This is a genomic window from Paraburkholderia humisilvae, assembly GCF_902859855.1.
In the GTDB taxonomy this organism is placed as follows: domain Bacteria; phylum Pseudomonadota; class Gammaproteobacteria; order Burkholderiales; family Burkholderiaceae; genus Paraburkholderia; species Paraburkholderia humisilvae.
Genome location: NZ_CADIKH010000053.1, coordinates 1 through 13,129 on the forward strand (window position 1 = coordinate 1; position 13,129 = coordinate 13,129).

The 13,129-nt window shown below is 59.8% G+C and carries 12 protein-coding genes, 1 tRNA gene and 1 pseudogene; 8 read left to right on the forward strand and 6 right to left on the reverse strand.

Translation table 11 applies throughout. The annotated features are described in order from the left end of the window. Positions 1 to 163 precede the first annotated feature (163 nt). Both HV796_RS32835 and HV796_RS32840 read right to left on the reverse strand, forming a co-directional pair. Positions 164 to 358 carry a hypothetical protein gene (locus tag HV796_RS32835; RefSeq protein ID WP_175232067.1) on the reverse strand — a complete coding sequence of 65 codons (195 nt, stop codon included), beginning with the start codon at positions 356 to 358 and terminating at the stop codon, positions 164 to 166. Positions 359 to 578: 220 nt separating this feature from the next. After that, complete coding sequence (locus tag HV796_RS32840) at positions 579 to 845, reverse strand: hypothetical protein (protein ID WP_175232068.1); 267 nt, start codon at positions 843 to 845, stop codon at positions 579 to 581. Positions 846 to 1,463: 618 nt separating this feature from the next. Between HV796_RS32840 and HV796_RS44335 the strand changes: the two genes are divergently transcribed. From HV796_RS44335 to HV796_RS32850, 3 genes and pseudogenes are all read left to right on the forward strand, one after another. Then, entirely contained in the window at positions 1,464 to 1,757 is a 294-nt protein-coding gene (locus HV796_RS44335; RefSeq protein WP_246356161.1) for a PAAR domain-containing protein, read from the forward strand. Between the two features lie 58 nt (positions 1,758 to 1,815). Further along, complete coding sequence (locus HV796_RS44340) at positions 1,816 to 2,046, forward strand: hypothetical protein (RefSeq protein ID WP_246356160.1); 231 nt, start codon at positions 1,816 to 1,818, stop codon at positions 2,044 to 2,046. Between the two features lie 3 nt (positions 2,047 to 2,049). Continuing rightward, positions 2,050 to 2,588, forward strand: a pseudogene (locus HV796_RS32850) (type VI secretion system amidase effector protein Tae4). A gap of 392 nt (positions 2,589 to 2,980) precedes the next feature. Here HV796_RS32850 and HV796_RS32855 read toward each other — a convergent pair. The 4 genes from HV796_RS32855 to acs all read right to left on the reverse strand — a co-directional run bounded on the left by HV796_RS32855 (position 2,981) and on the right by acs (position 7,645). Next, positions 2,981 to 3,071 (reverse strand) — tRNA-Ser (locus HV796_RS32855). A gap of 73 nt (positions 3,072 to 3,144) precedes the next feature. Beyond that, complete coding sequence (locus tag HV796_RS32860; RefSeq protein WP_175232069.1) at positions 3,145 to 5,163, reverse strand: sodium:solute symporter family protein; 2,019 nt, start codon at positions 5,161 to 5,163, stop codon at positions 3,145 to 3,147. After that, positions 5,160 to 5,513, reverse strand: a complete 354-nt coding sequence (locus HV796_RS32865) for a DUF4212 domain-containing protein (protein ID WP_175232070.1) — start codon at positions 5,511 to 5,513, stop codon at positions 5,160 to 5,162. The genes HV796_RS32860 and HV796_RS32865 overlap by 4 nt, the downstream gene beginning before the upstream one ends. 149 nt (positions 5,514 to 5,662) lie before the next feature. Continuing rightward, positions 5,663 to 7,645, reverse strand: a complete 1,983-nt coding sequence (gene acs, locus HV796_RS32870) for an acetate--CoA ligase (RefSeq protein WP_175232071.1) — start codon at positions 7,643 to 7,645, stop codon at positions 5,663 to 5,665. Positions 7,646 to 8,496: 851 nt separating this feature from the next. Between acs and HV796_RS32875 the strand changes: the two genes are divergently transcribed. The 5 genes from HV796_RS32875 (at position 8,497) to HV796_RS32895 (ending at position 13,055) form a co-directional block, all read left to right on the forward strand. Continuing rightward, a complete protein-coding gene (locus HV796_RS32875) occupies positions 8,497 to 9,099 on the forward strand; it encodes a TIGR00645 family protein (RefSeq protein ID WP_175232072.1) in 603 nt (200 codons plus the stop codon). Between the two features lie 55 nt (positions 9,100 to 9,154). Beyond that, entirely contained in the window at positions 9,155 to 10,696 is a 1,542-nt protein-coding gene (locus HV796_RS32880; protein WP_175232073.1) for a fumarate hydratase, read from the forward strand. A gap of 182 nt (positions 10,697 to 10,878) precedes the next feature. Beyond that, complete coding sequence (bfr, locus tag HV796_RS32885; RefSeq protein WP_175232074.1) at positions 10,879 to 11,361, forward strand: bacterioferritin; 483 nt, start codon at positions 10,879 to 10,881, stop codon at positions 11,359 to 11,361. A 219-nt stretch (positions 11,362 to 11,580) separates the two neighbouring features. Next, positions 11,581 to 12,558 carry a glutamate racemase gene (gene murI, locus HV796_RS32890; RefSeq protein ID WP_175232075.1) on the forward strand — a complete coding sequence of 326 codons (978 nt, stop codon included), beginning with the start codon at positions 11,581 to 11,583 and terminating at the stop codon, positions 12,556 to 12,558. Between the two features lie 260 nt (positions 12,559 to 12,818). Further along, positions 12,819 to 13,055, forward strand: a complete 237-nt coding sequence (locus HV796_RS32895; RefSeq protein ID WP_175232076.1) for a (2Fe-2S)-binding protein — start codon at positions 12,819 to 12,821, stop codon at positions 13,053 to 13,055. Positions 13,056 to 13,129 lie beyond the last annotated feature (74 nt).

Below are 13,129 nucleotides of genomic sequence, written 5' to 3' on the forward strand. Positions count from 1 at the left end.
CGTCGCTCGCAACAAGCTCAAAAGCGCTCAGCACCGACCTTCGATCATCGCCGCGTGCTGGATTCAGGCAACCTTGTGGTGACGTCATGATTTATGGAAAGGTCAATAGTTCGGGAAGCGCCGCGATGCATGGTGCTTGAACTGCGCTTCCCTTTGACGCCGGTCACTCTTCGAGACGTTTTAACTCGTCATGAGCGAGCCGCTCGAGTTCCTTTAGCGTGAAGTCGTTGACGTTCATGCTGGTCTCAAAGTGGATCTGCACTTTAGCCGATTCTCCTGCCGGATTTTGCAGGACCACAAAGACCGTGTTCGGATGAACGTCGCGATTGATTGTGACCGCTGTGATTCTGAGTGTCATTCGCCCCCTCCGGTGTTTTGATTGTTTTTTAGCTTACCCGAAGCCTGGGTGCGATGAAAGCCGTAAGGTATGGCGGCTCCTTTTCTTTCGTCGAGTGTAAGCATCATCGTGACTGCCTCACTCGCGGGGTGCGTCAATATGTCTCCCCCTTCGATGTCGTGACCGGGCATCGCCACGACATGATTGTCACCACTGTTACGAATGCGGACAGCAGGGTCGGTCAGTGAAGTTCACGGGATTGTCCGTCAACCGCAAGGTGCTCCGTATGCCATTCGTCAATGGATGACACCGCCTTGTGTTCGATCATGCTCATTGCCATCAGCACGTCAATTTTCAACTTCGAAAACGTCAGGTCGACGCCCTCAATGCGGGCTTGCCGGGTACGCTCTTCAATGCCCTCAATGCTGGCCTCGCAATGCCATTGAGTCCCTGACGCGTCCGGAGCCACATCGACAGTGACTCGAAAGCCACGATGATTGAATGCCATAGATCCTCCAGATTCCTAACAAATCGCAAGACAACTCGCCGCGAGAGACGGAGAGGTCGCGACTATACATCGGGTGGAGAAGTTGTTCAGCGAGGTGGGCAGGGGTCGAATTGCGGGGGTGGCGCATGGGGTTCGAGTTTGCAATCGCTCGATATTTACAAAGAGCCTTCGTCGCGTATGTCAATGGACGCGCTTGTCGCTTGTGACCGCGATAAGTGTGGATCGTATTGGCAGGTGTTGTTGGTAAAGGACACAGCCAGCCCACTTCGCGTAATCGCAACGAGCCTGCGTCCAACGAGAGCGACTGATTATCGAGATTCGAGAAGAAATCTTGGAGCAACTTTCTGGCAATGCGCGAGAATTTTCCGGTCACCAAGCCTGTTCCAGCACACCGCGCGCTGCACTTTGCAGAATAGAGCGCAATCCCCAATCGTAATTTTACGATGCTGCAAAATTTTGTTGATGTTGACACTTCGAGTGTCTGTGTCCGGTTGCGCGTTCCCGGTCTCCTTCGTATGCTGGCGGTCTCATCCAATCACGGGTGGATTCAATATTCAGGAATCTTATACATATACAAAAAATAAAGCATAACGAAATAGATAACAGGATACATCTATGATGCGTTGGATTGCAGTCGTCGGTGACAGGCTCAGTAATGATGGTGAGATATGCGATTATCAAGGACCGCGATTTCTGATTGGTGGACATCAGGCCGCGCTTATAGGCGGGGCAGCTTACTGCCCTGTCTGCAAGACGACCGGCTATATCGCCAGGGACGGTGGCCCGCGTCGTATGAGTATCTTCATTAGCGAAGTTGCAGCACATGACGACGTAGTCGTATGCAGTTGTCCGACACCACCGCGCATCTTCGCCAAGCTCGCGGGGGAAGCGTGGTATGACGATATGACGTGAGACACGTGGAGAAATCATATCTCGTGCGACGACAAGCGGTGACGCAGTGTTAGCAGGTTTGGACGAGGCTGCGGCTGATAACACACCGTTCAACGAACAAATACGCGCTACCACGCCTACTGCCAGTCTCGACGGCTATCCGTACTTCATCGAGATGGCGGACGGTCGTGTCTTCTCTGGTCGCGTCGAGTCGGGCGGCGCGTTGCCGCGCATGGTGACCGGCGACAACGCTGACGAGTACACCGTTTATTGGGGCGGCGCCGCTCTTATAAAGACAAGTGAGGGTTGACCCATGCCGAACAGACCAACCGTAGTTCGAACCAACTCGACGCCAAATTCAGTAAAGGTTGTGCAGTTGAAAGCAGTGACTTTTCAGGAACTGTGGGATAGCTATCCTAGTGGGAACCCCTACGACAACCCTGCGTACAAGGATCAATGCGCGATCCGCATGAGCGTAACGTTTCATCGTGTCGGAATCGAGATGAAGTCCTTCTCGGAAAAAGTGATGAAGCCCCTACCCGGAAAGAAAGACATAGGACGCATCATGCTGGACGGGAAGGCAACTGCGACACGCGCAAATGAACTTGGCGAATGGCTGAAGCTGCAACCAATTGCCGGAATTGGCAAACCAGAGAACGTCACGGGCGCGGATTGGGTATCCCGAGTAAAGGGCGTACCGGTGTCATCATGTTCGATGGCTATTGGACGCGCGGCAGTGAATCAGTAGGCGACGCAAGCGGTCGTCACATTGACCTGTGGAATGGCGAAAAGCTGACAGGGTTCGGGACAGGGATGCGAATGAGATGGAACATAGTCGTTCCGGGAATCTGATCCGACTTCCGTAACTCAAAGACCATTTTATTTTTTCCCGTGAAATGAAACTGTTGCGAATCCTTTGCGGGTCGATAATCGGTGCGATTGCGGCGACGGTTCTTGCTTGGGGCGGCCTTTACCTGCTCGGTATGATTCGAGGTCCGGGCAGTCTGTTCGATACAAATCCTAACGCAGCAAACCTCTTTTTTGCACTATGGTTCGCGCTGGTTCTCGCCGCTTCCATTGTCGGCGGCATGAAGGCGTCAAGGCGCTGATGTTGTATCTGGCCCGCTGGGTAGCGCGGGCCGAACCCGCGGCTTAGACACGGCGCCTCGTCGAGAGGCAAGACGGATGAACCGGTTCTTAAAAGCAAAAGGCTCCGCACTTGCGGAGCCTTTTCTATTCGTTCCTGGCGGAGAGAGGGGGATTCGAACCCCCGATAGGCTATTAACCTATACACGCTTTCCAGGCGTGCGACTTAAACCGCTCATCCATCTCTCCGGCGGGGACGCGCATTATAGCAAACTCCTCGACGCCCGCCCATATCCCGGATGACTGATGGCCACACGCCCCATCAAGGATGCCGAATATAGTCAACCAGCGCCCGCGTATACGCATCCGGCTTCCGATCAAACAGACTCACGACGATCGCCACCACAAACCCCGCCGGCACCCCAAACACGCCTGAGCTAATCGGCTCGATCCCGAACCACTTCGGCCCCGCGAATCCGGTCATCTGTGTGAAATACGGATACGTCGACACGATGTAGTACACACACACCGCCAGCCCCGCCACCATTCCCGTCACCGCGCCAAGCCGGGTCGTGCGCTTCCAGAACACCCCAAGCACCAGCACCGGAAACAGACTCGACGCCGCCAGCGAAAACGCCGCCCCCACCAGAAACAGAATATTCCCCGTATTCAACGACGCCACATACGACGCAAACAACGCGACGCCCAACAGCAGAATCTTCGATATCGTGACCCGCCGCTGGCTCGACGCCTCCGGATCGACCATGTGATAGTAGACATCGTGCGACAGCGCATTCGCAATTGTCAGCAGCAACCCGTCCGCGGTCGAAAGCGCCGCGGCCAGCGCGCCCGCCGCAATCAATCCCGACATCACATACGGCAGTCCCGCAATCTCGGGCGCCGCCAGCACGACCATATCCGGCTGCATCTGAACCTCGCTCCAGCGCACGATGCCGTCGCCATTCAGATCCGAAATACTGATCAGATAAGGTTCGACCTTGCGCCACTGCATCACCCACTGCGGCAGATCCGAAAAACGGTCGCCCACCAGGTTCGTCAAGATGTCGTACTTGATCAGCACCGCGAGCACCGGCACTGTCAGATAGAACAGCGCGACAAAAAACAACGTCCATCCGACCGACCGCCGCGCAGACGCGACCGACGTCGTCGTGTTATAGCGCGTCAGAATATGCGGCAGACTCGCCGTCCCCAATGAAAGACACAGCAGCAGCGACAGAAAATTGCGCTTGTGTACACGCCGCTCTTCTTCGCTTTGATCCGGAAACGGTTCGTGCATCGGTACGGGCGGCGCAGCGAGTGCGAGCAGTTCATCGCGCTGCTGCGTCCATACGATTCGCGCCGCCGCCGCATCGCGCGGAAATCGCTCGAGATTGCGCTCGAGGTTCGCAATCTCGCGCAACGGCCCGCTATGTCGGCGCAAGTTGTCGAGTTGCTGGTTCAACCCGCGCTTCTGATCGTCGAACGACTGAGGCAACGCGTCGATCTCCGCCTGCATCTGCGCGGCATGCCGTCGATACACATCACGCACCGCCCGCTCCTGCGGCGCATGGCGCACGTCGCGCTCGAGCGCTTCGACCCGCTCCATCACACGTCCGTAGTTGAACTGCGGCACCCAGCCGAGTCCATCCTTATGCGCGATCATCGCAACCGGAATCAGAATCGCCGCGATCAGGATGATGTATTGCGCGACTTGCGTCCACGTCACCGCACGCATCCCGCCGAGAAACGAGCACACCAGAATGCCGGCCAGCCCGCAGAAAATCCCGATCGCGAAATCGACGCCGATAAAGCGCGTCGCAATCAGCCCCACTCCCTGAATCTGCGCAACCAGATACACGAATGAGCAGAGAATCGCCGAAAGCGCCGCGAGCCCGCGCACGAGGTTGCTCGAAAAACGCGTCCCGAGAAAATCGGGAATCGTGTAGCGCGCGAGCTTGCGTACATAAGGCGCGAGCAGAAACGCAACCAGGCAGTAGCCGCCCGTCCACCCCATCATGTACGCGAGGCCGTCATAGCCGGTCGCGTAGAGCGAACCGGCAAGACCGATAAACGACGCGGCGGAAAGCCAGTCCGCCGCCGTCGCCATCCCGTTGAACGCGGACGGCACGCGCCGCCCGGCCACGTAGTATTCGACAAGGTCCGACGTGCGCGATAGCAAGCCGATCACCGCATACACCGCGATCGGCACAAACAGGAACACGTAGCCGACCCACATGCCGGGCCCGATCGCCGCTTCGATGCGCCACGCAATATAGATAAAGAGCAGAAAGCCGAGCGTGTAGATCGAATACGAGCGGATCAACCGATGCGCGAGCTTCATCGATTCGCTTGCCGCGCGGCGGCATCCGCTTCGAAGGCGCGCTGCAAAGCCCGGTCGGCGAATTGCATCGAAACGATATACACGACGATCAACGCCAGATAGACGAGAATCGCCCCTTGTGCGCCGACGTAGAACGGCAGACTGAACCCGAACAGCCGCACGCCCGTCAGTCCGCTCGACGCGATCGGCACGATGAACGACACGCTAAAGCCGATCACCATCAGCGCGGCGATCAGGATCAGATTGAAACGCCAGTAGCGTTGATGCGCGCGCGCCATCGCGTCCGAAACCGGCGGCGGTTCGGGCAGCGGATTGATCGTCTGTCGGGAATGGGGGTGCGGCGCGGCCATGCGCCTGTTTAACAAAAAGCCGTTGCGCACGCAATCAGGATTGTCCGCGCAACGGCCTGTTGAACCGCAGTCATACTGCGGTCGTGTTGGTGCTGTACTGCTTCGCTCAGGCGGGCATTTCGACCCGCCTGTCCGCCCGCCTGTCCGCCTTAGCGAGACTCGCCGAGCTGATCGAGAATCGCAGGATTCTCGAGCGTCGACACATCCTGCGTAATCTCTTCGCCCTTCGCCAGCGAGCGCAACAGACGCCGCATGATCTTGCCCGAACGCGTCTTCGGCAGGTTGTCGCCAAAGCGGATGTCCTTCGGCTTCGCGATCGGCCCGATCTCCTTACCGACCCAGTTGCGCAGGTCGTTGGCGATCTGCTTCGCCTCATCGCCTTCCGGACGCGTACGCTTCAGCACGACGAACGCGCATACCGCTTCGCCGGTCGTATCGTCCGGACGACCGACCACCGCCGCCTCCGCGACCAGCGGATTCGCGACTAGCGCCGATTCGATCTCCATCGTGCCGAGCCGGTGACCCGACACGTTCAGCACGTCGTCGATCCGGCCCATGATCGTGAAGTAGCCCGTGTCCTTGTCGCGGATACTGCCGTCGCCGGCGAGATACAGCTTGCCGCCGAGTTCCTCGGGGAAATAGCTCTTCCTGTAGCGCTCCGGGTCGCCCCAGATTGTGCGAATCATCGACGGCCATGGGCGCTTCACCACCAGAATGCCGCCCTGCCCGTTCGGTACGTCCTGGCCGGTTTCATCGACCACCGCGGCCATGATGCCCGGCAGCGGCAGCGTGCACGAACCGGGCACGAGCGGCGTCGCGCCCGGCAGCGGCGTGATCATGTGGCCGCCGGTCTCCGTCTGCCACCAGGTATCGACGATCGGGCAGCGCGAACCGCCAACCTGCTCGTAGTACCACATCCACGCTTCCGGATTGATCGGCTCGCCAACCGTGCCAAGCACGCGCAGCGACGACAGGTCATAGCTTTTCGGGTGCACCTTCGGGTCCGCGTCGGCCATCTTGATCAGCGAACGGATCGCCGTCGGCGCTGTATAGAACAGCGTGACCTTGTGCTTCGCGATCATGTCCCAGAAGCGGCCCGCGTTCGGGTAGGTCGGCACGCCTTCGAACACGACCTGGGTTGCGCCGAGCGTGAGCGGCCCGTACGCGATGTAGCTGTGGCCGGTGACCCAACCGATGTCGGCGGTACACCAGAAGATGTCGGTGGGCTTCCAGTCGAACGCCCATTTCACCGTTTGTGCGGCCCACAGCAGGTAGCCACCCGTGCTGTGCTGCACGCCCTTCGGCTTGCCGGTCGAACCCGACGTGTACAGAATGAACAATGGATGCTCGGCGCTGACCCATTCCGGTGCGCACTGGTCGCTTTCGCCTTGCGCGATTTCATGCATCCACAGGTCGCGGCCTTCGTTCCACGCGACCTTGCCGCCCGTGCGGCGATACACGATCACGCTCTTCACCGCGTCGCAGCCGCCCATCGCGAGCGCTTCGTCGGCGATGTTCTTCAGCGGCAGCGCCTTGCCGCCGCGCATCTGCTCGTCAGCGGTGATCAGCGCGATCGCGCCGACGTCGACGAGACGCTCATTCAGCGATTTCGACGAGAAGCCGCCGAATACGACGGAATGCGTCGCGCCAATACGCGCGCACGCCTGCATCGCGACAATGCCTTCAATCGACATCGGCATATAGATGACGACACGATCGCCCTTTTTGATGCCGCGTTTTTTCAACGCATTGGCGAAGCGCGACACACGCTGCAGCATGTCCTGGTAGGTGACGCGCGTGACCGTGCCGTCATCCGCTTCGAAGATCACCGCGACGCGATTGCCATGGCCCGCTTCAACGTGCCGATCAAGGCTGTTGTACGACGCATTCAGTTCACCGTCTTCGAACCACTTGTAAAACGGCGCATCTGATTCGTCGAGTACCTTCGTGAACGGCTTGTGCCAACTGAGCGTTTCGCGCGCCAAACGCGCCCAGAACCCTTCATAATCGCGCTCCGCTTCGGCGACGAGTGCGCGGTACGCGTCCATACCGGATATCGAGGCCGCCTTCATCGTTTCGGCGGACGGCGGAAACACGCGGCGTTCCTGAAGAACGGATTCAATCGCTGACATCGACTACCCCTTGGTGAAGATGAAACGTAAACCTTGTGCCCGCGTGACGCGACACGGTTCGCCGTGCGTTGTCGCGCTATCGCGCATTGTCGTCATGGCGCCGTCGCGGCGCCGGTCTCACGACCCTCGTGCAACGAAACGGCCTCGCAAATCCTTGCAAACCCTCGCGATTCGCAACCCACACGCATCCCTCACAGCAAACCGGCATGCGGCGATGCAACATTGGCACGCTTCATGTGCACTTCATATAACACGTTCGTGGCGAAACGGATCGCCGGCCCGGCTGCAACATCTTTCGCCACCTCATCCGGCAAGTTAAGCGTTGCAACTTACCGTGCACTTACGCAGCTTCGCGTATTCGGGTCATCCCCTATACAAGACATCGGGAACTCGACACGAAGCCATGCAAAACGCAGCGGCTGTCGTTCGCAAATCATGCAAGCGGTTCGCAAGGCCGTGCGCGAATCTCGCCGTCGTCTGTATTCCCGCGCATCGCTGACCTAAGCGCGCTCCTGTAATGCTAACTGAACTGGTCATTCCCGTTCCAGCGTCGGCGCAACGCGCACGCCGGGTCAATCTGCCGCGCGTCCATCGCGACTTCCGGCATCGCCTTTCGTCATCTCAATCGCGACGCTCGCGGTGAGCGTTGGATTCAATTGGATGTTGCGTCGGCTGCAGGAACTTCGACAGGTGTCAAACCGCTCACGAGCGAACCCGCAGCCATTATCGCGGCAAGCGCAGTGCCGACGGGTGTCGCGGTACAATGTCGCGCCTGGCGCACGCCCTGAAGAAGTCCGACGCAGCCCGTAAGCAACCGTTACCGCCGCCTTCCTCCGCCATCCTGACCGCCTATGTCCGCCTCGAATCCCGATCCCGGCCGCCGCCCGACACGCCGACGCATGCGTGCGCTGCCGTCCGTCATTTTCATGAGCCGCTGGCTGCAGGTGCCGTTGTATCTGGGCCTCATCGTTGCACAAGCGGTCTACGTGGTGCTTTTCCTGAAGGAAGTCTGGCACCTCGTCACATCCGCGATGACGCTCGACGAAACCAGCACGATGCTCGTCGTGCTGAGCCTGATCGACGTGGTGATGATCTCGAATCTGTTGATCATGGTGATCGTCGGCGGTTATGAGACTTTTGTGTCGCGCCTCGGTGTCGAGGGTCATCCCGATGAGCCGGAGTGGCTCGATCACGTGAATGCGGGCGTGCTGAAGGTCAAACTCGCGATGGCGCTGATCAGCATCTCATCGATCCATCTGCTGAAGACCTTTATCGATCCCGACCAGCGCAGCGAGCACACGATCCTGTGGCAGGTGATCATTCACATGTCGTTCCTCGTGTCGGCGGTGGCGATGGCGTGGGTCGACCGCCTGACGACGCGTACGCATCCCGAGCACTTTCACGAGCCGCCCGGACGGCAACCGATTTCCCCTCCCTTGAAGGCGCATGAGTGACCGCGCAACATTTGCGATCACGATTAAAAGCGCCCATGTCCCCACTGAGCTAGCCATGACCGTTATCAAACAGGAAGACCTGATTCAAAGCATTGCCGATTCGCTGCAATACATCAGCTATTACCATCCGCAGGACTATATTCAGGCATTGGGCCGCGCCTACGAACTCGAAGAAAGCCCCGCCGCGAAGGACGCGATCGCGCAGATCCTGACCAACAGCCGCATGTGCGCCGAAGGGCACCGGCCGATCTGCCAGGACACCGGCATCGTCACCGTGTTCGTGAAGATCGGCATGGACGTGCGCTGGGGCAGCGAAAAAGGCAGCGCGACGATGAGCGTCACCGACATGATCAACGAAGGCGTGCGCCGCGGTTATCTGCATCCGGACAACGTGCTGCGCGCGTCGATCGTGAGTCCCCCCGAGGGGCCGCGCAAGAACACGAAGGACAACACGCCGGCGGTGATCCACTACGAGATCGTGCCGGGCGACAAGGTCGACGTGCAGGTGGCCGCGAAGGGCGGCGGCTCGGAGAACAAGTCGAAGTTCGCGATGCTCAATCCGTCCGATTCGATTGTCGACTGGGTGCTGAAGACGGTGCCGACGATGGGTGCAGGCTGGTGTCCGCCGGGCATGCTGGGCATCGGCATCGGCGGCACCGCCGAGAAGGCGATGCTGATGGCGAAGGAATCGCTGATGGACGCGATCGACATCCAGGAGGTCATCGCGCGCGGCCCGCGGGACTGGATCGAGGAACTGCGCGTTGAACTGCATGAGAAGGTGAACGCGCTCGGCATCGGCGCGCAGGGGCTGGGCGGTCTCGCGACCGTGCTCGATGTGAAGATCATGGCGGCGCCGACGCACGCGGCCAGCAAGCCGATCGCGATCATCCCGAACTGCGCGGCGACGCGTCATGCGCACTTCACGCTCGACGGTTCGGGTATCGCGAAGCTCGACGCGCCCTCTCTCGATGCGTGGCCGAAGGTGCAATGGACCGCGAATACCGAAACGAGCCGGCGCGTCGATCTGAACACGCTGACGCCGGCGGAGGTCGCCAGCTGGAAGCCGGGCCAGACGCTGCTGCTTTCCGGCAAGATGCTGACGGGGCGCGACGCTGCGCACAAGCGCATCGCCGATATGCTCGCGAAGGGCGAGAAGCTGCCGGTCGATTTCACGAACCGGGTGATCTACTACGTCGGCCCGGTCGATCCGGTGCGCGACGAAGCCGTCGGCCCGGCAGGTCCGACGACGTCGACGCGGATGGACAAGTTCACCGACATGATGCTCGCGCAGACCGGCCTGATCTCGATGATCGGCAAGGCCGAGCGCGGCCCGGTGGCCATCGAGGCGATCAGGAAGCACAAGGCCGCGTACCTGATGGCCGTGGGCGGCGCCGCGTACCTGGTGTCGAAAGCGATCCGCAGCGCGCGAGTGCTCGCATTCGAAGACCTCGGCATGGAAGCGATCTACGAATTCGACGTGCAGGACATGCCGGTGACGGTCGCGGTCGACGCGAACGGCACCTCGGTTCATCAGACCGGGCCGAAGGAATGGCAGGCGAAGATCGGCAAGATTCCGGTCGCCACCGTCCAGGTCTGATCCGCTGTTTGAACGTAGCCAAGCCGGAGCTTCGGGCCCGGCTTTTTTATCGTCCGCGGCGCCTCGCCATTCAAGTCGCGAGAACGATTCTCAACAGCAACATCGGTCCTTGGCATTTTCGAAACGGACGTTTATTGTTGTGGAAAATCAAATCTGCCAAGTCTCCAAGAGGAAATACCATCATGCAAGGCGATAAGAAGGTTATTGAATATCTGAACGCCCAGTTGAAGAACGAACTGACTGCGATCAACCAGTATTTTCTGCATGCGCGGATGTTGAATCATTGGGGCCTCGACAAGCTCGGCAAGCATGAATATGACGAGTCGATCGGCGAAATGAAACATGCCGACAAACTGATCGAACGTATTTTCATGCTCGACGCGCTGCCCAATCTGCAAGACCTGCACAAGCTGCTGGTCGGCGAGGAAACCAAAGAGATTCTCGAGTGCGACCTGAAACTCGAGCAAGGCTCTCAGGCCACCTGCAAGGAAGCCATCGCCTATTGCGAAACGGTGCGCGATTTCGTGTCGCGGGAAATCTTCGTATCGATCCTCGAAGACACCGAAGAGCATATCGACTGGCTCGAAACACAGCTCGACCTGATCGACAAGGTCGGTATTCAGAACTACCAGCAATCCGGTATGGGCGACTCGATGGAGTCGTGAACGCAACGTCGCGTTCGATAAGGAACGCGCGCTATATGTGCATCTGCCTGTGTCCCGCTTGTGTGCTGTTAAACTGCCGGCCATTTGCATCGCGGCACGCGTGTGGCCATGCGTCATACCGTGCGTTTAGCCGTTCAGCCTGTTGAGAGCGCGGCGCATCGTGACCGTGCACCGGTCGCGCGCGCCGCGTGAATATCGTCCTGAGCGCTTCCTCTTTCCATGACTGATTCACTATTTGTCTCGTCCACTTTAAGTGCCACGCCGGCCGCTGCACATGCGCCAGTCGGCATTTTCGACTCGGGCCTGGGCGGACTCTCGGTGTTGCGGGCAGTGCGCGCGCAACTGCCCGAAGAAGAGGTGATCTACGTCGCGGATTCGCTCTACGCGCCATACGGCGCACGCGACGACGACTTTATCGCGGACCGCACGCTGGCGATCGGCGAATGGCTGATCGCGCAGGGTGCGAAAGCACTGGTGGTCGCGTGCAATACGGCCACCGCGCAGTCGATCGCGCTCGCGCGCGAGCGGCTCCCCATTCCCGTGATTGGCGTCGAGCCTGGCATCAAACCAGCGGCACTACAGTCGAAGACGCACGTCGCCGGCGTGCTCGCGACTCAGGTCACCCTGCGCAGCGCCAGGTTTCTCGCGTTGCACGAGCGCTATGCGGCTGACTGCACGTTCCTCTGTCAGCCGGGCCACGGTCTCGTGGAAGCGATCGAACGGTGCGACCTCGATTCCACCGAACTGCGCGCGCTGCTGACCAGCTATTTGCAGCCGATGCTCGATGCCGGCGCCGACACCCTCGTGCTCGGCTGCACACACTACCCGTTTCTGGATGCGACGATCCGCGATATCGTCGGCGACCGGCTTGCGCTGATCGACACTAGCGTCGCGATCGCACGCCAACTGGAACGCGTGCTGGAACAACACGGTCTGGCTGCGGTTGCCCGCACGGCGGTCGGCACACCGCGTTTTTGCTCGACCAGCGACGGTGCGCATCTGCGACAACTGTCGACGACCCTGCTCGCGATGGATGCGCCGGTCGAGCGCGTGGTCATCCCGTCTCGTCGGACGATCGAGCTTGACGCGTATGCAAGCGCTCATACAGCCGCTCAAGTCGACGCGACGGCCGCTACGTGCACCGGCCTGCTCGCCGACCTGCTGCCCCGCTCCCGCCCGGAACCGGAGCCCGCCTGACCGCAGGAAGCAGCCGGCCGCGCAATCTGCACGAACGCCTGCTCTGTGCCTCTGCACCATCCGCTTCGTCCCTGTGTTTGCGGGACACATCCCGGCTTTTGCGCTGCAGGCTTCGATGTAAACGTGCGCCACGCCACTTCCGGTGAGCGAAAACCCTGCCAACGGGCTGGTTTTGTTACAAAATTCCACACGAAGCACTTGCCAAACCGCGCCCAGAAAATGATAATAATTCGCATTAACGTTGCCTATCGCGATCCACCATGATTGTCTGCGTGTGCAAATCTGTTTCCGACCGGAAAATCCGGGCGTCGATCGCCGAAGGCATCGATACCTTCGACGAGTTGCAGTTCGAGCTTGGCGTCGCCATTTGCTGCGGCAAATGCGAGGAATCGGTGCGCGATGTCATGGCTCAAAGCGGCGTCTGCGCAAGCCGCTGCGGCGTCGAGTCGGCAGTCCAGGCCATGCCGATGACTTTCTACGAGCGCAAGGCCGCGTAAATCTGCCGGCGCGGCAGTCTCCGCGCCCAATCGCCGTCAGCAAGCCAACGGTCAGTCAGCCAGCGACACGATTC